The organism is Flammeovirga yaeyamensis, from assembly GCF_018736045.1.
Lineage (GTDB): Bacteria > Bacteroidota > Bacteroidia > Cytophagales > Flammeovirgaceae > Flammeovirga > Flammeovirga yaeyamensis.
In genome coordinates this window covers 2,275,851-2,301,139 of sequence record NZ_CP076132.1, presented here as the reverse complement: position 1 = coordinate 2,301,139, position 25,289 = coordinate 2,275,851, and the positions used below count along the sequence as shown (strand labels likewise).

The window sequence follows — 25,289 nt, the reverse complement described above, 5'->3', positions numbered from 1 at the left end:
GTGAAATAATATATTTGGATTAATAGTCATTAGACAAAAATTGATTAAGCAGTTTTCGTTATTATCAATAGATTAAATAAGAAGAAAATATATGTTGCTCTCAAATACTTTTCGCTTAAGTTCCACCCAAAATCAAATCAAACTGTGAAAATATTTTTCATCGGGCTTAGGTTTATAGTATATTCGTTTATAATATCTAGATCATATGCGCCACAAAATCTTTTATAACTGTACTCTATTACTCCTCTTTCTTTTGAGTTTTACTCACCAAGTAAAAGCACAAGAAGAGAGTATTTTATACTTTATGAATGATTTACCTCAGCGACAACATCAAAACCCTGCCCATAAAAGTGTTTACAAAACTTCGATTGTACTGCCAAGTATGTATGTAAACAATAACTCTATCATTTTACCTTTTGATGTAATTATTAATGGAGATGAATTCCCCGGTAGTTTTGACTTAGGCAAGATCATTAACGAGTTAAATCAGTTAGAACAAGACGAGGACCATGCGACTTTAGAAATTGCTGGTTTATACATTTCAAATGATAAAATTAGCTTAAGTTTTTTCGCTAGAGAGAAAGCCAATTTTTTATCTTACAATGAAGAGCTAGCAATTCCTTCAACATTTGGTGTATCGGACGCCAATGAAACAAAAACACTGGATATTAATCATTACAGAGAATATGGTTTAGGATTTAACTATAATATTAAAGATCGTTTGACCATTGGTTTTAATGCAAAATATCTTTCAGGACTTGATCAAGTGAAGATCAATGGAGCTGAATTGGATAGTGCGAATCAAAACATTAATTCAGGACTTGTCGCTTTTGAAAGTGGAAAGAATGGTCATGGTTATTCTGTTGATTTAGGTATTTCTTATCAGATTACAGATCGATGGTTGGTTGATATTGCTGCTACTAATTTGGGACAAATATATTGGAATGAGGCTTATCAATATGCTGAAATAGGTGATCTCTACCCTACTCCTAGTACAGATGACAGTAGCATAGAATCGAAAGATCCTTATACCACCAATTTACCAATGCAATTTGTTTTGGGTGGTAGTTATGATTTTGGCCACCGTTTCTTGATTGGTGCCACAGTGGGTGGTGGATATTACAAAGACATATTCAACCCTAAGTTTTCTATTAATATGCACAAACGTTTTGCTGATTTCTTAGGTTTAGGTATAAACTACTCTAGGGAAGGCACTGGTTTGGAAAGAGTTGGTGCTTCTGCATCAATTGGTTTCCCTGGTATTAAAGCCTATGCAATTACCGAAAATGTATTCGGAGTAATTGATCAATGGGATAGCGATCGATCATTAATGGTAAGAATTGGTGTTAATCTCAATTTCGGATACGTCAAAAAGAACTACTTGAATAAAAAGGAAACTAGGTCAAGCAAAATCATGGAAGCGGAATGGTAAATTTTACAAACTGCTTCATTTTGGAGCACTTTGTTGCATAGCATGTCATTTACGCCACCTTTCCTCAACCTCAAAAACACACATAAACATATACATATCAGATAGTTATCTATTTATGGGTAGATATTTTCATAATGATTGGCATCACATTAAAATTCAGTCATTATGGACAAGGTTATATCAAAATCAACTCAGAAAAAAGCTAAACAGAAAAAACAGATTCAATATGTTGCCATTATCATAGGAATATGCGCTGTTGCCTATTTTGCTAATTCATTCTTAGGAAAATCAATTAAAAGAAAAGACATCTCTATTGGAGTCGTTACTAAAGGCAGTATCTCATTAACAGTAAATGGTAGTGGTAAAATCGAGCCTGTTTATCAAAAGGCTATTACTTCTCCTTTCTCCACGTTTATAGAATCTATCCATAGCAGTATTGGTGAGAAGGTGGATGAAAATACTTCAATATTACAATTAAATACTACGGCAGAAGAAAGCACTTTATCTTCTTTAATTGATCAAGCCAACATAAAAAAAGCAGAATTAGAAAAAGAGAAGTTAAGATTAAGAAAAGAGTTATATCAATTAAATAAAGAAGTGGAGATTAACGCTTTGCAATTAAAAAGTCGTGAGGAAGCTTTAAAAGGTGAAATGACTCTACTTGAAATTGGTGGTTCTACAGAGGAGAATGTAAAGCAAGCGAAAACACTTTTAGAAATTGAGAAACTGAAGCAAGATCAATTACAAAATGATTTAAAGATCAAAGAGAAAGCGATCGAACAAGAGATTAAAACATTGTCATTGTCTCTTGGTATTCAGCAAAAGCAAATTAAAGAACAAAGAAGAAAACTTGATAAAGCACAGGCACATGCGGGTATCGACGGTGTAATCACTTTCTTAAATGATAATGTTGGTGCAAGTGTAGCAGAAGGAGAAATCTTAGCGAAAGTAGCTAATATCGAAAAACTAAAAATTAGAGGTACGGTAGCAGAGCAAAATGTAGGTCAAATATCAATTGGTATGGAGGTGAATATTAAATCTTCTAAACACAATTATGTTGGTCAGCTGACTTCTATCTCTCCAAGTTCAAAAAATGGGATGTTGACGGTATTTATCGATTTACCTCAGCAAGATCATCTGGATTACCTACGACCGGATATGGTGGTGGATATCAACATCATCAAAGAGCAAAAAGAAAATACACTAAAAATAAAGAATAGAGGTGCTTTTGAAGGGAAGAAAGTGGAAGAACTATTCGTGATTAAAAACGGAATCGCTGAAAAAGTTGCTGTGAACACAGGAATGAGAAACAGTCTCTGGGTGGAAGTTACGTCAAACTTACAAGAAGGAGACTCAGTGATTATCTCTCCTTATGAAAAGTTCAAAAATGCTAACCAAATTCAACTTCAATAGTCATGAAATACCTTATTCTTATTATCAGTTTAGTTTGGGCGAGTACTTATGTTAAAGCTCAAAAAACTTTGACACTTACACAGTGTATCGATTTAGCGCAGTATCAATCCAACCATATGCGTATTGCAAAGCAATCACTAATTATTGAAAGAAGAGAATATGAAGCTTTTAAAACAGAGTTGAAACCTCAGTTGGTATTAAGTGGTTCGCCGATGGCTTATGGAAAGAATTACAATCCGATTACTCAACCTGACGGAAGTATTATTTATCAGCCGATTGAACAAAATAATACGAGTATGGAGCTGAATTTAGAGCAAAGAATTTCAGCGACTGGCGGTACTATTTTTATGGGGAGTCAGATGAGTCGATTTGATAATATTCAGAACAGTTCTCATCAATATCAGGCTCAACCTTTCTATGTAGGGTATTCTCAGCCAATTTTTCAGTTCAACCAATTAAAATGGCAAAAGAAATTAGCACCGCTTCAATTGCAAGAAGCAGAAAAAGGTTTTGTGGAAGATATGGAGTTTATCGCTTTACGTACAACAGAATTCTATTTCAATGCCTTGACTGCTCAATGGAATATGGACATTGCGGCTCAAAACGTGAAGGATAACAAAAGAATTAAAGAACTGACAAAAGCCAAAAAGGATTTGGGGAAAGCTAGTGATAGTGAAATGTTACAGGTGGAATTGAATGTTATTTCTGCTGAACAAGCCATGACTTCTGCTCACCTAGACTACAATATAGCATTAAGAGCCTTGCTTAATTACCTACAACTTGATTATGCCACTGAGACGATATCACTTATCGTTCCTAGCGAATATCAATTGAATGATGTGAATCAAGATGTAGCTTGGGACAAAGCACAATTGAATAGAAAAGATTTTATTTCTTATCAAAGAAGGTTATTGGAAGGTGAAAGTTTGATTGTAAAAGCGAAAAGAGACAATCGTTTCCAGGCCAATGTTGAAATGGCTTTTGGTACAAGTAATCAGGCCACTGATTTTGGTGAGTCTTATAAAAACTCTGTGGAGTCACATCAGGTGAATGTTACGTTACGAATGCCAATTTTGGATTGGGGACGTGCTAAATCTAGAATAAATGCGGCTACTTCAAATTATGAGTTGGTTCAGGCACAGATAGATCAGGAAAAATTAGACTTCCAAAGAGAGGTGATTAATGCCAGTGAACAAGTGGAAACTATGGCGAAGCAAGTAAAATACATTCAGAAGGCGGATGAAGTAGCACAACAGAAATACAATATCGCTTTGCAGAGATATGAACTGGGTGATATTAGTATCAGAGAATTGGTATGGTCTACTGACGAAAAAGACCAAGCTAAAAATGCTTACCTCAATACTTTAAAAGGCTATTGGATGAGTTACTATCAGTTGCGTACGGTCACTTTATACGATTTCGAGAAAAACGAGAATATCTGGTATGTGGTCCAGTAAAAAGTAAACTGCTCCAAAACGGAACACTTTGCCACTGACTGAATCATTTTAAAATAGAATAATTTGAAATAAATACAAATCAATAAATTCATTATCAGTTAGTTACAAACTTTTGAACACTTTTTTCATATATAATAGTGAAATTTAAATCACTAAAAAGCTAAAACAAAATGGTAGTAGGCTACCCTACTAGTGTCAAATAAAAACATTAAAAATTATCATTATGATCGAGTTAAAAAACATCAGTAAAGTATTTAAGACAGACGCCGTAGAGACTTGGGCGTTAGAGGATGTATCGTTAAACATCAAGAAAGGAGAGTTCATTTCAATTATGGGACCTTCGGGATGTGGTAAATCCACTTTATTAAGTATCATGGGTCTTTTAGACTTACCTTCTGATGGATCTATTACTATTGATGGCAATAATCCATTAAGCTTATCTGATAGAAAGCTAGCTAAATTCAGAAACGAACATTTAGGCTTTGTATTCCAATCGTTTCATTTGATCAACGATTTAAGTGTTAGAGAAAACGTGGCCATGCCGTTATTATACAGAAAGATCTCTTCTAAAGAAACAAAACTACGCGTAGAAGAGGCACTTGAAAAAGTAGGTTTATCACATAGAATGGACCATAAACCTTCTCAGCTTTCTGGTGGTCAGCGTCAGAGAGTAGCGATTGCTAGAGCCATTGTTGGAAATCCTTCGATCATCTTTGCCGATGAACCAACAGGTAACTTAGACTCAGTAATGGGTGAAGAGGTGATGCAAATGTTGATGAAACTAAATAAAGAAGGTGCTACAATTGTGATGGTAACTCACGATGAACAACAAGCGAAAATGACCGATCGTATTATCAGAATCTTTGATGGTCGACAAGTATCTATTCAAACTCAAGCTAACTTCGAAACTGTATAATTATGATTACCTACATTAAACTCGCTTGGCATTCTTTACAAAAGAATCCGTTCTTCTCTTTCATTATTCTCTTTGGCATCAGTATGACCATTATGGTGGTGATGTTCATCGGTTCTATCTTAGATACGTCTTTTGGCAGCAATGGTATTTACAAAAATATGGATTTAGTCCTTAGTGGTGCAAACGTAAGAGTTAACCGTGTGGAAGGAGAAGGTTATTCTAGTGGTCATTGGCATTACCAATCATACAAAGAGTATTTCTCTAAAATGAAATCTTTTGAAGTTTCTACAGTTACTTTAAATCACTATTTCAGTAATGTGTACTATAATGAACTGGGTAAAAAAATCACACGTTTAGATATTGATCAGAATTTTACTGAAATTTTCCCTCTACAATTCCTAAAAGGCAGAAGTTTTTCATTAGATGATATTGAACAAAAAAGACAAATTGCCATTATCACAGATGAGCTTGCTGCTGATTTATTTGGGAAAGAAGATCCGATTGGAAAAAAAATCAAAACAAACTCTCAGTTCTATGAAATAGTAGGTGTTGTTGAAAAAGAAAATAAACTAAGAAGACAAGCTTTTGCAGATATCTATACACCTTTTGATATTTATAGAAAACCTAATCCTAATTGGCATCAATATCTTGGAAGTTGTATTTTCTTTATGAAGTTCAAAGACAAAGATCATTTGCTACAAGGACAGAAAGAATTTCAGCAAATTGTAAAGAGTTTACCCATCGATTCATCAAAAAATGAGATGAGTGTTGAAGCTGATTTTCTATCAGAGAAAGGTTGGATGTTTGATTTCCTTTTTGATATGGGAGATGAAAACATGTACTATGTCTACCTTTATTCAATTGTATTGATCTGTATGGCAATTCCAGCTTTAAGTTTAATCAACTTAAACATTACTAGAATTACAGAGAGAACTGCAGAAATGGGCATAAGAAAAGCCTTTGGTGCCTCCTCTTTCGACTTATTACGACAGTTATTAATTGAGAACGTTTTCACTACGCTTATTGGTGGAGTAATCGGAATAATCCTGGCTTACATCGCAACATTCTTATTTAATACTTACAGCTGGATGGGTGCAGATGAGCGATTAGAAATCAATTATGGATTACTTGTATTCGGCTTTGGTTGTACATTATTCTTTAGTGTATTATCAGGTTTCTATCCAGCACTAAAAGTTTCCAATTTTGGTATTATCAACTCCCTAAAATCAGACAAGCAATGATAAAGCATTTAATATATATTTTGTGGACTCGTAAAAGAAAAAATTCTTTGATGGTCATAGAGATTGCCTTCTCTTTTTTAATTCTATTTTTGTTATTTACTCTACTTATTAATAAGTACAAAAACGCATCACATCCTATCGGATTTAATACAGAAAACATTCTGATTTTGAATCTTGATCAAGATAATGTGGACAAAGAGGATAAAACAAAAGAAAAACAAGACGAATTGTACAATGCCATTTTCCAAACTATTAAGCAAGAAAATGATGTGATTGGTGTTTCAGAAATAGATTATTCCCATCCTTACTCTGGAAGTAGAAATACTACTAGGTTGGTCGTTGGAGAAGGTGTTCGTTTTGATCCAACTGAACAACGCTTTCGCCCTTCTGCATTTGATCTAATGGAAATGGATTTTATCAAAGGAAGAGGATTCACGTTTGAAGATGCACAATTAGGATACAGCCCTATTGTCGTGAATAATCAGTTTTACCAAAAACTATTGCCTTTCTTAGATGAGAATGAAATGTTTGAAAGTGAAGGCACACCATACAAGATTACTGGTGTTGTTAGTTACTACAACAAGCAAAGTGATTATAGTGAACAAGAAGATATAGTTATACGATCAGCTGATTATTTAGATTGGCTTAAAGATACACATCAAGGTCGCCTTTTTGTGAAAACTAAAAATGACCCAAGAAAATTGGAAGCTAGTATAGTTAGTTCAATAGAAAAACTGAATCCAAAATTAGTGGTGAGTACAGACTATTTTGATAGTCTTCAAGATTCATACAACAAATGGGAAATCCTTCCTATTTTCCTAATATCATTTGTTGCTTTGTTCCTTGTATTAAATATTGCACTAGGTCTTTATGGTGTACTGTGGTACAATATCAGTAGAAGAAAAAGTGAAATAGGCGTACGAAGAGCAATGGGTGCTTCTTCTGGTGAAATCTTCCAACAAATGCTTTTAGAAGTAGTATTGTTATTCATCATTGGAGTAGTAATAGGCGGTATTTTCGCTATGCAATTCCCTCTACTAGGAGTGTTTAATTATACCACAATGGAATATACAATGGGTGCTTTAATCGCTTTTGGTTTTGTGTTTATCATCATTTTAATCTGTGGTTACTACCCAAGTAAGTTAGCCACTAAAGTAACGCCTAATGAAGCGTTGCATGAGCTTTAAAATATTAGAAGAATTCTCAACAGAACTAAGATACAAGTTTTGTAAGATCTTCAATCATAATAGGTAAATAGACAATATAGTGTGGGTGGAAAGTTTCCATCCATACTTTGTCATAAAATTATATTTCATAATAAATCATCAGCAGAAGAATGTTTAGCCTTAAAAATTGCAGAAAAGTTGCTGATAAAAAACGATAAATCAGAGATCATTTGTGGCATTAAATCATCATCTGATGTATCTTTATCGGTTTACAATTTTAATTATGACAAACTCCCATATACTAATCATCGATGATGACGACGCCGTTCGTAAATCCATCGGTCTATTTCTTAAACTTCAGGGTTTTAAACCATTATTAGCCCCACATCCAAAGGATGGTTTGGCATTACTCAAAGAATTTGATTTTGCTTGTGTTCTTTTGGATATGAACTTTAAAGTGGAAACCACCGGTGAGGAAGGATTAGAAGCTTTAAAACAAATCAAAAAGGTGCAACCCAATCTGCCTGTAGTATTGTTTACTGGTTGGGGTTCGATGCAATTGGCTATTGAAGGTATGAAATTAGGTGCTTCTGACTTCATCAATAAACCTTGGGAGAATGATCATTTATTGAAGTGTATACAGGGAGCTATTGAAGTAGAGAAAAATAAGCACATCCCTCAGAAAATAGAAAAATCGGCCACACGTAAGCAACTCGAAAAAGAATTTGATATCGCTTCTATTGTAGGTCAAGATCCCAAACTATTACAAGTCTTACAAACAGTTGGACGAGTGGCTAAAACTGATGCTCCTATTTTAATTATGGGAGAAAGTGGTACCGGTAAAGAATTAATTGCCGAAGCAATACATAAAAATAGTAGCCGAAAAGATAAAGAATTCGTCAAAGTAAACCTTGGTGGTATTTCCTCTTCCCTATTCGAATCGGAAATGTTTGGTCATAAAAAAGGTGCTTTTACTGGCGCACATTCCGATCGTGAAGGTCGTTTTAGCATTGCCAACGAGGGTAGTATTTTCTTGGATGAAATGGGTGAATTAGACCTTGCCTCCCAAGTAAAATTACTTCGAGTATTGCAAGAACGTAAGTATGAACCTTTGGGATCATCAAAAACGGTTTCTTCAAACTTTAGAGTAGTCTCTGCAACGAATAAAGTATTACCGGAATTAGTAAAAGAAGGGAAATTTAGAGAGGACTTATTCTTTAGAATCAACCTTATTACGGTATATCTTCCATCTCTAAGAGAAAGAAAAAGTGATATTCCTTTGTTAGCGAATCATTTCTTAGAGAATATTTGTAGCACTTATGGAATTCAAAATAAAGTGATTACGGATGAAGCCTTAAAATGGCTTCAAAAACAACCACTTAAGGGAAATATCAGAGAGTTGAAAAACTGGGTGGAAAGTACTGTTTTGATGAGCATCAATGATCAACTTCAGATTAGTGATTTTGAAAATAACCCTACCAACATCAATGCATTCCAAAACGATGAAATCAAAGAAGAAATCGTTCCTGAAGGCATGACTTTAGAGGAAATGGAAATCATTATGATCAAAAATGCCTTAAAAGAAAATCGTTATAAGATTGCACCTGCTGCTAAGCAATTAGGGATTTCTAGAAATGCACTTTACAGAAAAATTGAAAAATACGGGATAACGGATGCTCAAAATTGAATATAGTTTACTGGCTCTTTTTACAGTAGGAACACTTATTGGAATCACTTTTCCTATTCGCGAAACACACCCTCACTTGTTTTTACTTGCCGAGGTGGTTTCTGTTGCATTATCTATTTGGATTCTTCGCCTTTGGTTGTTTATCAATAAGCCGCTGAAGGAGTTGAACAATGCTTTGCGATTATTAAAAAACAATGATTTCCAAAGTAGATTACTCCCTACTCCTCACCCCGTGGTCAATCAATTGGTTGAAGTCTTTAATCAGATTATCGATAGAATTCATAAAGAACGGTTATCACAAAGAGAGCAAAGCTACTTTCTGGATCAGCTGATAAAAGCCACACCTCAAGGCATTATCATTTTAGATCACGACGAAAAAATTATTCAAGCTAATCCATCGGCACTTCAATATTTAGAAATAGATTTTGATAAAATACAATTGTTAGGTCTTGAAGAAACCAATATTCTTTTATTGGATAAACTTGCTAAAATTCCATTAAACTATCCTTCAGAAATACAATTAAGTGGAGGCAGAAAGTATAGATGTTTTAAATCTTCCTTTATTTTCCAAGGTTTTCCTCAGCAATTCATTATCCTTCAAGACTCTTATTTAGACGACTTGAAAACGGAAAAACAAGCGTATAGTAAAGTGATTCGAATGATGAGCCATGAAGTTAATAACTCTGTGGGTGCCATCAATTCTTATATCGATTCTTTAAAATATTTTCCATTAGCAGACGAGGACTTAAAAGATGATTATGATGAAGCTTTGGAGGTAGTAAAAAACAGAAACGATAATATGGCGACATTCATGAAGAATTTTGCTTCTGTTGTGAAAGTCCCTGAACCGGTTCTAAAAGAAATCGATTTAAAAAGTAGTATTGATGATATCATCAGAATCTACGCCTCTACTTTTGAAGCTGATGACATCTATATTGTAAATGAAGTCAACAACTCTATTGTCGTGAAAGGTGATGAAACACTCATTGAGCAGTTGTTTATCAACATCCTTAAGAACGCTAAAGAGGCTTTATTGGAATCGGAGAATGAACGTGTGATAAAAATTTCTACTGAAGGAAACGTATTGAGTATCTGGAATTCAGGACCAAAAATCCCTGAAGAAGTTGAGCAAAAATTGTTTACTCCGTTTTATAGTAGTAAGCCTACAGGTCAGGGAATTGGTTTAATGATTTGTAGAGAAGTCTTAGTGAAACACAAATGGGACTTTAAACTGCATTCCTTACATGAAGGAGCACAGTTTGATATTTATTATAAATAGTTACATTCTTCTTCCTGTATGTACTGAATCTCTGCCGAGTCTTTGTGACTTTAGTTGATAATTCTTTTAGACTTTGCCTAATAGATTTTTGGTTAAAAAAATACAAGATTCCTAAACAAGAGAATATATAATTCTTTAAGATTTTATCTTTGGAAAGAATTAATAATGAGAAATGAACGACTTACTTAACATAGGACTTATAGGGATTGGCTATCGTGGAATTATTCATCTAGAAAACTGTTTACAAAGAAATGATGTGAGAATAATTGGTATTGCAGAACCTAACAATGCTTCAATATCAGACGGAAAGCTTTTATTTGATAAATATCGAAAAGAACACCCTAAATTTTATTCTAATGAAGATGGCTACAAAGATTTATTGAATCATCATTCTTTAGATGCTGTGATTATTTCAGTCCCTTGGGATTATTTTTTTGACATCAGTTCCTATGCTTTATCTTTTCCAATTTATGTAGGTATTGAAGCAGCAAGTGCCACTTGTTTAGAGCAATTGTATCGACTCAAAGAAATTAAAGAAAAAAGTGGTGCTGAATGTATGCTCCTGGAAAATACCTGTTACCATAGAGATGTGATGGCTGTAAAAAACATGGTGGATAAAGGAGTGTTTGGAGAGTTAGTACATTGTAGAGGCGGTTATGAACACGATTTGCGTCCAATAAAATTCGACAAAGAAATGAATTTCGGAAGAGGCGTAAATGGAGAGGCAAGCTGGCGAACGAAACACTCGATTACGAGAAATGGAGATCTTTACCCTACTCATGGCATTGGGCCAATATCAAGTATTTTGAATATCAATAAAGGCAATAAATTCACGTCTATTGTTTCTCATGCCAGTAAATCAGTTGGATTAAAATCTTATGTAGAGAAAAATGAAGGAAAGCATCATCCAAATGCTAAAGATCAATACATTTTGGGAGATGTGATTACATCAACAATAACCACCTCAAATGCCGAAACTATACTCCTAACACACAATACTAACCTGCCAAGACCTTATTCTCTAGGGTTTAGAGTTCAAGGTACAAAAGGAGTTTGGATACAGGAACATGGTAATCATCTTCATCTAGAGGATTACTGTGATAACGATGAATGGATGAAAAATTCTCATAGAATATTTAATGAGTTTGATCATGATGATTGGAAAAACCTCCAATATGAAGCAGCCAAAACTGCTCGTCATCAAATGGATTACTTTGTTTTGAGAGAGTTTATTTCTTCCATTAAAGCACAAAGAAAACCTGAATTTGATTTATACGATATGCTAACATGGTTGGCCATATCACCTTTATCGGAGGAATCCATTAGAAATGGAAGCAAAACATTAGAATTCCCAGATTTTAGTCAATAAAAAGGCGATGTTTCCATCGCCAAAATATTTATTGTATTACTTCATTTTCTATGGTATCAGGATTAAATGAAGGTGGTGTTTTTAAAATACTTTCTCTTTTAAATGGTAATCCAATAGCCGTTGTATTATCAAAGAATCCACAACTTCTCAAATATAACTTTCCATCAATTAATCCTCCTTGATAATCAAATCGATGTTTTTGTCTCGCAGTAGCATCAGCAGAAAACTCAGCATCTGTCACCTCATACCAATTATTGTCTTTATCCATCACCCACTGATTTTTATAATATGCTATTCTTGATTTGTTCCCTTGACTTGGAATAAAATTCTCTAGGAAGGAATAAAAGTTGGTTAAATAAGTGTGCGTTTTAGGCCTAGAAAAGCTTGCGATAAATAACCATTCTCCCTTCTCTTGATCATGGAAATAAGCAGAGAATTGTGTGTGATCTTCATCGATTGGTTCTCCTTTTAATAAGAATCCATACGTCTTAGCTGCCTTCCAAGGATACACTAAGTAACTTTGACCTCCTGATCCTTCATTTCCAAATTTACCTGTATAAACATCTTTTCCTTTTCCAAGAAGTTTGATTTTTTGTCCATCAGGAACATAGTCCGGATTATCTGTTTCAAATGGACTCCAAACTGAAAATAAAATTCGTCTTTCCTTTTCGCTGTTTACTTGTATACCATAATAGCCCTGACCAAAACCATTGGCCATATAATAAGAACCAATAACGTCTTGCCCTTGCGGTACTTCTATTTCGCTGTAATACCATTTAATATCTTTGTCCTTTGCTTCATTAGGAAGCACATATTTCCAATGAGTGGATGGTCCTCTTTTTCCAAAATGTGAATTTTCTGGTGGCACACCGTATATAACATTTGATACATCTATTTCTGCTTCCACATTTACGATGGATGTCGAAATATTATTCAAATTTTTAATAATTACTTTTTGATATCCCTTTTCTTTAATTTCAAATAAACCTATGTCATGTCTTCCAAACTTTGGATCCAATTTCAATGTCACTTCTTTATTATTAAAAATCACTTTAAGTGAATTTTCTTTTTCTGATTTACCGTTGAAAAAAAGTCGAACATCACCTTTATTCTCCATATAAAAATAAAGTTCTATGTCTTTATCTCCATTCCAATTGATCATCTCCTCTATAGATGGAGAGATGTCATCATTTTTATAAAATGCATTTGATGCAAATTCGATGGAGTAAATATGTTTTTCAGATTGATCGTTAGCAGTACAACCCCAAAAAACGATGATGAAAGAAAGATAAATCAGTTTTTTCATTGATAATTAGTTTTAAATTAATACAATTTAGGTGATCTCTTTTAGAGTGTAAATAGTTGATCAATCAAAAATTCCTTTCAATTAATGAACTAACACCTCTTAATATATAATTTTTATTATAAAATATTTCTAAGTGATTCTGATGATATGATTTCACTAAACTGTTAAACGTATTGTAATGCCGCCTTTGATGGCAAAAAGATCTTATTACTTACAAGAGTTGTTGCCCCTAAACTACCCGCTTTTCTTCTAATCTTAGAGTACGAAATTGTGGTTTGTGCAAAAGATTCTGGTAATGAATGTTTGATTACAGATGATTTCACAGGGAATAAAATATACTCTTTTAGTTGACTTAATTTTCCTCCCAAAATTATTTTTTGAGGATTGAACAAGTTTATCAAAACACCCAAAGCTCGCCCAATAGAAGTACCGGCCTGTTCAATGTATTCTATACCTATTTGATCACCTGATAATACAATTTCTACAAAAGCATCTAGGTCTACTTCTTCTTTATTTAAATCAGACAGTATTTTTTGAATACGAGGAGACGGATTATTGGCAAGAAAGTCTTTCATTTTGTTAGAAATAGCCTCACCAGAAGCATATAGTTCGAGGCAACCTCTCTTTCCACAGTAACACATATCGTTATTATCTTCAAAACGAATGTGTCCTAACTCCCCAGCAAGACCATTTGCACCCGTATATAATGCACCATTTATAATTAAGCCCATACCAATACCTTTATCTAAATTAATAGCTAAAGCATCATTTACATCTTTTGCATCACCAAAATACTTCTCTCCTAAACTCATAGCATTCACGTCGTTTTCAATTTCAACGTTCACACCTAAAGCCTCAACCATATATTCTTTTAATGACATATTCAAATCATTAAAATAAGATATGGAGCGACCTAATTTATTGTTCACTAAGCCAGGTACAGCTAACCCAATTCCAAAAAGTCGGTTTTGAGGTATTTTCTGTGATTTGATAATGTTTTTTACAATTGAAATGACATCATCTATACAGGCCTTTGAATCTTTTAAATTTAAAGTATCTTGAGAATGGAAATGTCTTTCTTTATTCTGTAGATCAAGTAGTATCACTCTTGTTTTTCTTAATCCAATTTCAACACCTATAAAAAATCCTCCTTCAGGATCAATACTATAAGAAGTAGGTGGTCTACCCACATTATTTCCATAATTGTTTTCATCTAACTTGATATATCCGTCCTTAGCTAGTTCTTTCATTAACGAAGAAGACATTGGTAAAGTCAACTCCGTTTTTGAAGTCACTTCCGAAGGTGACAACATCCCCTCTTTTAGTAAAAGTTGTAAAATTTGGTTCTTTCTAATTTGATTTTTGATAGTTACTTTTCCAACTTTCTTTGTATTCTCTTGTCTAGTCATTCAAATAGTTATTTGTTCAATATAAAATTAATAAAATAAATTATTTATTATCCCTAATTGAAAAAATAATTCAAAAAAATAACCCAATTCAGGTTCAAAAACCCATTTTAAATAGATTTTACTATGTTTTTGAAGCACATTTAATTAATAACGAAAAATCTGAAGCGGTTAATAAATTCAAAACAAAACAATTATTTATTTTAATATATCTTTCGTCATCATTATTAATACTAAAGAAAAATTATATTTGTAGCCGTTACATTTTATTCAATTATCATCAAAAAATATGAGTTTAAAATTACGCCTTACGATCATGAACTTTTTACAGTTCTTTATTTGGGGGGCTTGGTTGATTACAATTGGAGGCTATTGGTTTAAAACCATGGAATGGTCGGGTACTGAATTTGGTGCCATCTTCTCAACTATGGGTATAGCGTCTATTTTCATGCCTGCAATTTCAGGTATTATAGCAGATAGATTAATAGGTGCTGAAAAACTATTAGGAATTTTCCACATTATTGGTGCGGTAATTCTTTGCTTACTTCCAGAAGTGGCTTCTCCATCTATGTTTTTTGTGGTGATGTTGATTAACATGATATTCTACATGCCCACCATTTCTTTATCCATTACAGTCGCCTACTCGGCACTGACAAAAAACAACATGGATATTGTAAAAGTTTACCCTCCTATTCGAGTTTGGGGTACAGTAGGTTTTATTGTGGCAATGTGGACAGTTAGTTTAGCTAAAATTGAAACTTCTGCGGCACAATTTTATGTTGCTGCTGCTGCTTCTGCATTACTTGGTATATATTCTTTCTTTTTACCTAAATGTGATACAAACAAAGGTGGATCTGAAAAGTCATTTGTTGAAGCATTAGGTTTAGATGCATTCCAGTTATTCAAACAAAAGAAGATGGCATTGTTCTTTATTTTCTCAATGCTTTTGGGGGCTGCATTACAATTAACGAATGCGTACGGAGATATCTTCTTACACGAATTTGATAGTAATCCTTTATTTGCTGATAGTATTGCTGTAAAATATCCAGCCATCATCATGTCAATTTCTCAGGTTTCTGAGACTTTATTTATCCTTGCAATTCCATTCTTCTTAAAGCGTTTTGGTATCAAAAACGTGATGCTCATGAGTATGTTTGCTTGGGTACTTAGATTCGGATTGTTTGGTATTGGTGATCCTGGAAGTGGTTTAGTTTGGATTATTATATCTTGTATTGTATACGGTATGGCCTTCGATTTCTTCAACATTTCTGGTTCTCTTTATGTGGAATCTCAAACAGATGAAAAAATTAGAGCATCAGCTCAAGGTTTATTTATGATGATGACCAATGGTTTTGGTGCTGTTTTAGGTTCATCAGTTTCCGGAGTAGTTATTGATAAATTCTTCACCATTACTGAAAACGGAAATAGTGTACGCGATTGGCCAAACATTTGGTTTGCATTTGCTGCTTATTCATTAGTTGTTGCCATCTTATTTGCGGTTACATTTAAGCACAAACACGATCCAAAAGAAGTAGAAAGCTTTAGTCATTAAGATATAAAGTATTTATATATTGAAAGAGGTTGTTCCATTTAGTTATGGAACAACCTCTTTCTTTTTTTGTGGAATTACTTTAAAAGCATTTTCACAAAATTACTTTCTCACTCAATTCTGATTGCACATTAGATAAGTCTGATACTTGCATTTTTTCAATCTTCAATGATTTGCTCAATACATCTTTATCTATCTCATTCTCTTTAATGCTCACATTTTTACATCCAATAAGATGAAATCCTGGGGAGTCATTTCTCCATGGCATAAAAGCATTTCCTTTGTTGATAATATTAGATTCAAATTTTAAATGATCTACTGATATAGCATATAGTAATGCTTTATCTGAAGGAGAAAATGTATTGCCAACAATTTGTATATTTTGATGATAAAGAGAAGATTCATCAACAGATGGAATTTCTGGGTAAATGCTTATTATAGCCTTACAAAACTGATAATTTGAGGAATTACATTCTGCTTCAAAAGTATTGTTTTTGATAAGCACATCTTTCACAGCACCACTCTCATACCAATAATTTGCATCTCCGGCAATTAGAATTGCACTACCGCTTGTCTGAAAAACATTATTCTCTATAACTACTTTTTTGGGTGTTGAAATCAGATAACCTCTTGCCCTATTACTCCCAGCATAAGAATTTGTAATCAATACTGAAGGGGTCCATGTTAGGTTTTCCAATGAATATTGAGAACTAACATCTTCAGGAAGTTTCTCATTAAAAGTAAGCTGGAAACGTTGATCATCCAATACATCAAATGATTTTAGGGTATTGATATGATCACTTTTCATATTTTCTTTAAATACTATACTAATTGAATCACCATTTTGCCCCCATATTAATCCTTTACTCATGTCATGTGCATAATTACAAATCAAAGTGTAATCGTCCACTCTTTTTGATACTGGCACATAGGTTCCATGAATATTAATGGCGTCATCCATTAAACCCATTGCTTTATAATTATCAATAGTAATATGTCCTTTACAACCCATAAAATGTAAGCCATCATCATGACCTGATAAATATCGATTCTTCTTTGGGTTAGGTACTATATTGACGTCTTTTATGACAACATTATCTGTGTATTGAAAAAGAATACCTAGACCTGCAGTATGGTAAACATCCACATTTTCAATGTGAACGTTTTTACTATGAAAACTAAAAATACCGGCATGGTCACGAGTACTATGTCGCATAATCCAATAATTACCTTCCGTTGGATATTTAGTAAAATCACCACTTAACTGAACACGCCCATTTCCTAAATCATTATAAACCACATTTTTCAAATCACCTTTAACAGAACCTGCATCTCCAGTGTTCGCTGGGATAATTTGATCGGGAGTATATTCTATTAGCCAAGAACCACCTGAAACCCTCCATTTCTCTTCCCAATTAGCTGTTTTGAATAATATTCCATCTTTTTGAACTTCATATGGAAACTGTTTCTGATCAATCTCTAACACAATATCTTTTTCATTAGAATAAACGATTCTTCCTTCTGCAGTTAAAGGTTGCTCCCAATCGATAGAGAAATTGATAAGCTGAACATTCTCACAATTATCTAAAGTGAAAGGCTGAATATGGTCATGAAATATAAATTCACTTCCTTGTCCATTAATAGTAATGTCCTTTCTATTTGATAAAAAGACTGCTAAATTTTTAGGGTTAACATCATAGGTATTCGTTTCGAAATATTCTTTCTGATACTCTTTATTGGGTCTAAAATGATAATACCCTTTAGAAAACACTAATTCTACAGGTTGATCAGGTAAATCCTTTATGACTTGGTTGATCTCTTTTGTGATGGATTGATTTTGGTTTGGGAGGATTCCATATTCTTCCAAGTTAATTATTAAAACCTCCCCCGATTTAGGAATAGAACATCCCATCATTACAAAGAATAATAGATAGTAAATTGATTTCATGTTTTGTATTGATTTAAAAAAAGGGCACCGGCTGAAACCAATACCCTTTTGTGAAGAATTTATATATGTGTTTATAAATAAAGTTCGTTATTTCCGAAAACGGGCTTTCTCTTAAACCATTTTCCTCTAGTGAAGTCAGGGAAATGCTGTACTGCTCCGCCTTCTTCAATAGATCTTTCCGATAAAGGAGTAATTGCTGACCAAGCCGCTGCATCATAAGCATCCATTGGAGGGGCAATGTTGTTCTTGATGGACAATACAAACTCATGCATAATAAAGAAGTCCATACCTCCATGGCCTGCTCCTTCTGCAGTTTCTCCATATTTTTGCCAGCTTGGATGGTCGTATTTATCCAACCAATCTTTCGCTTGATCCCATTGGTGATCCTTTGATTTTCCAGCAATGTGCATCAAATTACCTCCTGGTCCAGCAGCATAACCATCTTCATGTTGCCATAAACCATTGGTTCCTTGAAAACGGAAGCCTAATGAATATGGACGAGGTAAGTTTGTATCATGAGTAACGATAATAGTTTCTCCATTTGCTGTTGAAATTGTTGAAGTAACAATATCACCTAACTTCCAATCTAAATTTGCATTAGGGTGATCTTTACCTCCATTTTTAATAATATAATCATTCAAGCCTCTCGCTTTAGTTGCAAAAGAGGAGATTGTATTAAATCTATTTCCACGGTTGATATCCATATACAAAGCAATTGGTCCAATACCGTGTGTTGGATAAAGATCTCCATTTTTATGAAGTGAATGATACGTTCTCCATTCTGCTTCTGAGAATCCTTTTTCACCAAACTCTACTCCTCCACCGTAAGGTTGTTCTCCGTTATTAAATTTCACATGGCGTAGATCGTGCTGATAACCACAACGTGCATGAATAGCCTCACCAAACAAGCCTTCTCTAACCATTCGGAGTACTGCCATTACATCTCTTCGGTAACATACATTCTCCAAAATCATCAAATGCGAACCTGTCTCCTCATGAACATTGACTAGATCCCAACATTCTTGTAAAGTCATAGCCGCAGAAACTTCAACACCGGTAAATTTCCCAGCTTTCATAGAGTCCACAGACATTGGTGTATGCCATACCCAAGGAGTTGAAATAATTACCCCTTGAATTTCTTTCATCTCTAACATATTACGGTAATCGTGCTCATTCTTACCGAAAATCTTAGGATGTTTTTTGCCATGTTTATCAAAATATTTTAATGATTTTTTAATGGCTTTATCACTAATATCACAGATTGCTACTACCTCTGTATCATCTCTATACAATGCATTATTCAAGTGCCATATTCCTCTTTCACCTACACCAATTAGTGCTATTTTCACTTTCTCTCCTTTACTCTTTCCAAATGCCATAGAAGGTGACATCATAGTGCCTAACCCTGCAATAGTTGCTGTTTTTAAAAAGTCTCTACGATTGTGCATGTCTTGTTAATTTATGATTCTATTAAGTAATAAATCTGTTGTTACTAAGTTTGACTTAAATTTATAATATTTATTATTTATTAGTCAATAATTAGAAATTTAATTTCTTAATATTAACTAATATCTTGATTTTTCATCAAATATCAGATAGAAATGTTTTCATTTGATGTTCATTTAAAGGATTGAGATGTGACAACATTTCCTTTAAAATCTCTTTCCCTTTTTTTCTTATATCATTATTAATTTCCATCTCCTCTTTTCCTTCAGGGGTTGGAAAAATTCCTTCACCACAAGCTTCTATCACACCTATTCCCTCATATTTATATTTTAATAGATGAGTTGGTGTTGTATAATCAGGATGTCTAAAAATTAAATATGCTTCTAATTTTTGTTCATGAAACCTCAAAACTGTATTGAATGAATTTCTTTCATTTTGGCTTCTCCATTTTGTTAAAAATGAATCAAACGATTTTAATAAGATTTCTTCGGAATTTGCTTTAATTTTTACAACCGTAAGAGGAAAGTCTAAGACTGATACCTCAGCTTCATTATTATTTGTTTTGACTTGTCTTTCTCTAGCCTCGAAAATAGGCAAGTGTAGTTGTTTAAATACTTGAAAGTGAAGATGTGACAAAATTGATGCTCCTGCTCCTTCTCTATCCGAGTTAGAACACACAACATAATGAGGCATTTGATGTAAAAACATTAGCTGTTTTTTAAAACTATCAACGCTCACTTCCATTGGTCGATGTTCTTTGGTAATCAACACAAAATGATGATGATACAAAGGAAAAGGTGTCAGTTGAATGAAGAATTCTTCTTGTTTTAGATTGAATGCCAGAATCTCTAAATTTTCCTTCCCTTCTGCTCCTACATTTTCGATACAAATTGGACATTTGGCTCCTTCGGGTAAAGCAGGTTTTTTAGTTCCTGCCATTGCTTTACTATAATTTGATCTTACATGATTGATCTGAATTCTATAGGTGATTTCGTCGTCTACATCAAAAAAATGTAGCCTATCATTCCCTTCCAAGGCATTTTTTGATAAATAACCCGAGTTAAATGATCTCAGATACAGATCATCTAATTGTCGATCCAATTTTTCGTTTATTTGAGAATATGTCGGGCTATCAATTTTATTATTTATAGTCATCATCTTTTGATTATCAAATGAATATTTTAGAGAGTGATCTTAACAATTTACAGTCACCTCTTCCTGAACTACTCTTTGCATCTCCTCAAATTGTCTTTCCATACTGCTCACCAATTTAAATTGGGCTTTTGCTCTTTGAAGGTTATGGTGTTCATGATGAGTTTTAAAATAATTATCGCCATCCAAATAATCCGTAATAAAACGTAGACCAATAATGAAAGTCATGATCCTAGCCGATAAAGGAAGGTATTCAATTTCTATTGGAGTTAAACTACTAGCCGTTTTCGATAAGAAACCTTTCGTATATGCAGTAAACAATTTGATATCCATTTCCACATTATCCAAGTTGGCATCATCTTCATCTCCTGTGTTTGTAGAAGTTCTAATCGCATCACCAAAATCATAGAGAACAAAACCTGGCATTACGGTATCTAAATCGATCACACACAATACTTCATCGTTCTCATCCAATAAAACATTATTGATCTTTGTATCATTATGTGTTACTCTGATTGGAAGCTTTCCTTCTTTACCCAAACGCACCAATGTTTGCATTTCTTCAGCTCGATTTTCGACAAACTGAATTTGTTCTTGAGCAAGCCTAACTCTTCCTACAACATCCTTTTTGACAATTTCTCTAAATGTTGCCAATCGAGTTTCCATATTATGGAAATTAGGAATGATTTCATATAAACTACTACCATCAAAATCAGATAATAAGGCTTGAAACTCACCTATTCCAACTCCGGCTTGAAACGCTTGTTGCTCTGTTTCGACCTTATCGTATGATCTAGCAGGTGTAATTGTTTCCATCACTCTCCAGTAATTCCCTTCTTCATCTTGATGATACTTTTCTCCATCCAAAGTATTGATAAATGTGAGGGAATTTACATTTGGATCTTTCCCTTCCATTTCTTCAAACTTTGTTTTTAAATGATTAGTCACACCAAAAATATTATTCATCAATTCCGGTACGTTTGGAAAAATTTGATGATTTACCCTTTGCATAATAAATGTAGTCTCACTATCGTCAATCGTTACCATATAGGTATCATTGATATGTCCTGAACCGTATTTTGCAATTTTGTTTACTTTAAACTCTGGTAAAAACTGATAAAAAATCTCGTTAAGTTTATTCATTGTTCCATTGTTTTATTAAGGGAAGAAGCACATGACTTCCTCCCTACTTTTGGTAATAGTTAAGCTATTGAATCGAAAGTCTCTTGTATTTCTTCTTAGCTGTTTGAATGTACTTATTTACTGATGCCGATTTGATAGGCACCAAAGTAAATTCATACGTAATATTTTCGTTTGGTTGGATAACATATTGATCCAAAGGCATTGAGTACCAGCTGTCAGTACCCGCAACACCTCTTTGCTTATAATCGATATGCCATTCCACAAGGTCTTGAGCTTCAATATCACAATTGTGTTTATTCTCCAGTCTCACTTCTGGATATTTGTAGCCAGGACGTGCATCCAAATCTTCAGAAGTATAATGTAAAGCTGTTGTCCCTAATTTCATGCTACTCTTAAACATTAGAGCATTTCCTTTAGAGTTTGCTAATGCCGCCCACTGTACATCCGTTTTATGACCGTTTTCTTGAGGACGTTCATAAGCGACAAACTGATCTTTCACTTTGCTTGAATATACACTTACAGATGCTCCATCGTTACGATCTATATAGTTTTCGAATGGCCCTTTACCATAATAAGTAAACTGATCAAACTGTTTTTGCAATTGCATGACCATACCAAATCTTGGTAAATCAGGTAGATCTTCTTTACCCTCTAAGGTTGCTTTTACATCAATGCTTCCATCTCCGTTCACCAAATAGTTCACATTACAAGAAGTTCCAATCTCTCCTAAATCAAATGTCACTTGAATACTTGCAGTTCCTTTATTCAACATCTCTGATGAAACATTACTTACCTTACTTTCATAAGTTGCTTTCTTCCAATTGATGTTTTTCACATCCATCTTATTGCCATAATCGTTGTCTACGATTGGTCGCCAGAAAGTTGGTTTAGGACCTTTGCCATCTTTTAGGTAAGCTACTTTATTGACTGTATATTCTTTGATGATACCTTCTTTTTTATCAAATACTAGATGCAACCATCTATTTTTGATAATTAATTCAGCATCATTTTCATCAAGAGTTAAACCTGCATATATAGGAAGTGGCTTCTCCTCATTCTTATAAATTGGTAATAAGAATTGCTCTTTAGCTACCTCAAAATTCTTAGGTAAGAAAGGCTCCTCATTGATCAATTGTAATGAAAGATTAAGGTAATATTCTGTATTTGCCAAAGGCTTAATTGCAGAAACATCAAAAGTAAGTTCCTCTGTTTCTGTTGGCTTCGTTTTTAATATTTGAGAAGGGAAACGTTTTACTACTTTACCATCTGCAGTCACCGTGATTTCTAAATGATATTTGCTAAGATCAATAAAGTAATTCCAGTTTTTCACCCTCACAATACCTTTTTCTAAGTCTACAGCCTCGAATTTCACATTTTGATATTGCTTTTTAACTTCATATAAAGCCGGCTGAGGTGTTCTATCCGAATTCACTACTCCGTTTAATAGAAAGTTTCCATCTGTAGGTACATTTTCAGGTCCAAAGTCGCCACCAAAAGCATACATGATCTTACCATCTTTCTCCACTTTGATACCTTGATCTACCCAATCCCAAATAAATCCACCTTGAAGATTCTCATACTTCTCAATCACATCCCAATAGTCTTTCATGTTCCCCGTAGAGTTCCCCATTGAGTGCTCATATTCACACATAATCAAAGGACGATCTGAATATTCTTTTGCATACTTTTCGATATATCCAACGCTTGGATACATAGGCACATAAATATCTGTATTCCATTCCAAGCCTGCTCTTTCATACTGCACAGGACGATCGTCAACACTTTTCAAATACTGATAACCTTTATAGAAATTGTATCCGTTACCTGCTTCATTTCCTAATGACCAACCAATAACACTCACATAGTTTTTATCGCGTTGATACATTCTTCTAATACGATCTACATGTGCCAATTCATACGATGGAGTATTTCCTAATGAACGTCCTTTTGCCAAATTATAGCCCATACCATGAGATTCAATATTGGCTTCATCCAATACATAAATACCATATTCATCACACAGGTCGTACCAATATTCTGGCTGAGGATAGTGAGATGTTCTCACTGCATTGACATTGAACTGTTTCATTAGCTCTAAGTCTTTTCTCATCAGTTCTTTTGTCATAACATGACCAGTTTCTGCATTGTGCTCATGTAGGTTCACTCCTTTCAATAGTACAGGCTGACCGTTTACCAATAGTTTTCCATCTTTAATTTCTGATGATTTAAATCCTAAACGTTGAGAGGTAGACATTAACACCTTGTCGTTTACATCTGATAAAGTGATAATCGCTTGATACAAATTAGGTGCTTCAGCAGACCATGCCTTGATATCTTTGAATTCTTTTTTCTCGAAAGCAACATCAAATTGACCTTTTGATAAAGAAACTGATTTGTTGTCTTTTTGGATTTCTTCACCTGTTTCTAATTCAAATAATTGATATTTAACCGAGGCTTTTTGATCCACATCAGTCGTATTGATCAAATTAACAGACAATTGGAATTGACCATCTTTATACTGATTCGTTAGTCCAGAAGTAATCTTGATATCGTTAACAGCTACTTTAGGTTGAGCGATCAAATAGACATCTCTTTCAATTCCACTTAATCTCCAGAAATCTTGACATTCCAAATAGGAAGCATCCGACCAACGGTATACCTCGAAAGCAACATTGTTTTTACCTTCTTTTAGGTACTTTGTGATATTAAATTCTGAAGGCAATTTAGAACCTTGTGTATATCCAACTCTTTCACCATTCACAAAAATAAATGCAGCAGATTTGATGGCTCCGATATGTAAAATCACATCTTTACCCTTCCAGTTAGCTGGAATATCAAAAGTTCTTTTGTAAGAACCTACTGGATTTTTCTCTTGAGGAACATAAGGCGGCTGTGCTTTTCTTAAATCAGTATAATCATCATTTCTCCAATCGGCGAACTCGTGAGGGTGATTGGTATAAATTGGCGTCCCAAATCCTTCTACCTCCCAATTTGAAGGCACCTTGATATCGTTCCAAGCGGAAACATCGAAATCATTCTTGTAAAAATCTACTGGTCTTTTATCTGGGTTTTCAGCATAATTAAATTTCCAGATTCCGTTTAATGACAAGTAGTTTTTACTCTTTTCAAAAGTATTGGTTTTAGCTTCAGGATAAGTATCGAATACCCCAAAATGTACTCTAGTATCCATCTTATTTTCTTGAATCATGTTAGGATTCTCGATGTATGGATGTGGGGTTCTGTCTATTTTACCTTGTGCATTCATTAACAAAGGCATTAGTAAAAACAAACAGTATAGGTTAATCTTTTTGGTCATATTATTTATGGATAGTTTAATTATCTTTTTTCTTAATAAGTAATCATTTTATTTACTAGAGAA

17 protein-coding genes are annotated in these 25,289 nt (G+C 33.9%); 10 read left to right on the top strand and 7 right to left on the bottom strand.

Annotated features, from left to right (window positions below; all coding sequences use genetic code 11):
- The first annotated feature begins 205 nt into the window (after positions 1-205).
- The 9 genes from KMW28_RS08950 to KMW28_RS08910 all read left to right on the top strand — a co-directional run bounded on the left by KMW28_RS08950 (position 206) and on the right by KMW28_RS08910 (position 11,960).
- Positions 206-1,432 carry a DUF5723 family protein gene (locus tag KMW28_RS08950; RefSeq protein WP_169664521.1) on the top strand — a complete coding sequence of 409 codons (1,227 nt, stop codon included), beginning with the start codon at positions 206-208 and terminating at the stop codon, positions 1,430-1,432.
- 165 nt (positions 1,433-1,597) lie between these two features.
- A complete protein-coding gene (locus tag KMW28_RS08945; protein ID WP_169664522.1) occupies positions 1,598-2,845 on the top strand; it encodes an efflux RND transporter periplasmic adaptor subunit in 1,248 nt (415 codons plus the stop codon).
- Positions 2,846-2,847: 2 nt separating this feature from the next.
- Positions 2,848-4,302, top strand: coding sequence for a TolC family protein (locus tag KMW28_RS08940; RefSeq protein ID WP_169664523.1), 1,455 nt, complete (start codon positions 2,848-2,850; stop codon positions 4,300-4,302).
- Positions 4,303-4,525: 223 nt separating this feature from the next.
- Positions 4,526-5,218 (top strand): ABC transporter ATP-binding protein, encoded by a 693-nt coding sequence (locus tag KMW28_RS08935; protein ID WP_169664524.1) that lies wholly within the window; start codon positions 4,526-4,528, stop codon positions 5,216-5,218.
- A gap of 2 nt (positions 5,219-5,220) precedes the next feature.
- Positions 5,221-6,459 (top strand): ABC transporter permease, encoded by a 1,239-nt coding sequence (locus KMW28_RS08930; protein WP_169664525.1) that lies wholly within the window; start codon positions 5,221-5,223, stop codon positions 6,457-6,459.
- Positions 6,456-7,646, top strand: a complete 1,191-nt coding sequence (locus tag KMW28_RS08925; protein ID WP_215585824.1) for an ABC transporter permease — start codon at positions 6,456-6,458, stop codon at positions 7,644-7,646. Before KMW28_RS08930 ends, KMW28_RS08925 begins: the two co-directional genes overlap by 4 nt.
- Before the next feature lie 262 nt (positions 7,647-7,908).
- Positions 7,909-9,312, top strand: a complete 1,404-nt coding sequence (locus KMW28_RS08920; protein WP_169664527.1) for a sigma-54-dependent transcriptional regulator — start codon at positions 7,909-7,911, stop codon at positions 9,310-9,312.
- Positions 9,299-10,591 carry a sensor histidine kinase gene (locus KMW28_RS08915; RefSeq protein WP_169664528.1) on the top strand — a complete coding sequence of 431 codons (1,293 nt, stop codon included), beginning with the start codon at positions 9,299-9,301 and terminating at the stop codon, positions 10,589-10,591. Before KMW28_RS08920 ends, KMW28_RS08915 begins: the two co-directional genes overlap by 14 nt.
- Before the next feature lie 172 nt (positions 10,592-10,763).
- Positions 10,764-11,960, top strand: coding sequence for a Gfo/Idh/MocA family protein (locus tag KMW28_RS08910; RefSeq protein WP_169664529.1), 1,197 nt, complete (start codon positions 10,764-10,766; stop codon positions 11,958-11,960).
- Between the two features lie 28 nt (positions 11,961-11,988).
- Here the strand turns inward: KMW28_RS08910 and KMW28_RS08905 are convergent, their stop codons facing one another.
- Positions 11,989-13,266 (bottom strand): DUF3472 domain-containing protein, encoded by a 1,278-nt coding sequence (locus tag KMW28_RS08905; protein WP_169664530.1) that lies wholly within the window; start codon positions 13,264-13,266, stop codon positions 11,989-11,991.
- Between the two features lie 164 nt (positions 13,267-13,430).
- Positions 13,431-14,675: an ROK family protein gene (locus tag KMW28_RS08900; RefSeq protein WP_169664531.1), complete on the bottom strand. Its 1,245-nt coding sequence runs from the start codon at positions 14,673-14,675 to the stop codon at positions 13,431-13,433.
- Positions 14,676-14,961: 286 nt separating this feature from the next.
- On the opposite strand from KMW28_RS08900, the gene KMW28_RS08895 reads away from it, so the two are divergent.
- The gene (locus tag KMW28_RS08895) at positions 14,962-16,224 is read left to right on the top strand and encodes a nucleoside permease (RefSeq protein ID WP_169664532.1); all 1,263 of its coding nucleotides are present in this window, start codon (positions 14,962-14,964) and stop codon (positions 16,222-16,224) included.
- Positions 16,225-16,315: 91 nt separating this feature from the next.
- Here KMW28_RS08895 and KMW28_RS08890 read toward each other — a convergent pair whose 3' ends face one another.
- The 5 genes from KMW28_RS08890 to KMW28_RS08870 form a co-directional block, all read right to left on the bottom strand.
- The gene (locus tag KMW28_RS08890; protein ID WP_169664533.1) at positions 16,316-18,169 is read right to left on the bottom strand and encodes an alpha-1,3-galactosidase-related protein; all 1,854 of its coding nucleotides are present in this window, start codon (positions 18,167-18,169) and stop codon (positions 16,316-16,318) included.
- A gap of 71 nt (positions 18,170-18,240) precedes the next feature.
- On the bottom strand, positions 18,241-19,617 hold the full coding sequence (locus KMW28_RS08885) for a Gfo/Idh/MocA family protein (RefSeq protein WP_169664534.1): 1,377 nt from the start codon (positions 19,615-19,617) through the stop codon (positions 18,241-18,243).
- A 136-nt stretch (positions 19,618-19,753) separates the two neighbouring features.
- Positions 19,754-20,773 (bottom strand): DUF4922 domain-containing protein, encoded by a 1,020-nt coding sequence (locus KMW28_RS08880; protein WP_169664535.1) that lies wholly within the window; start codon positions 20,771-20,773, stop codon positions 19,754-19,756.
- A 36-nt stretch (positions 20,774-20,809) separates the two neighbouring features.
- Positions 20,810-21,910 carry a phosphotransferase enzyme family protein gene (locus tag KMW28_RS08875; protein WP_169664536.1) on the bottom strand — a complete coding sequence of 367 codons (1,101 nt, stop codon included), beginning with the start codon at positions 21,908-21,910 and terminating at the stop codon, positions 20,810-20,812.
- Positions 21,911-21,974: 64 nt separating this feature from the next.
- Positions 21,975-25,226: a glycoside hydrolase family 2 TIM barrel-domain containing protein gene (locus tag KMW28_RS08870; RefSeq protein WP_169664537.1), complete on the bottom strand. Its 3,252-nt coding sequence runs from the start codon at positions 25,224-25,226 to the stop codon at positions 21,975-21,977.
- Positions 25,227-25,289: the final 63 nt, after the last annotated feature.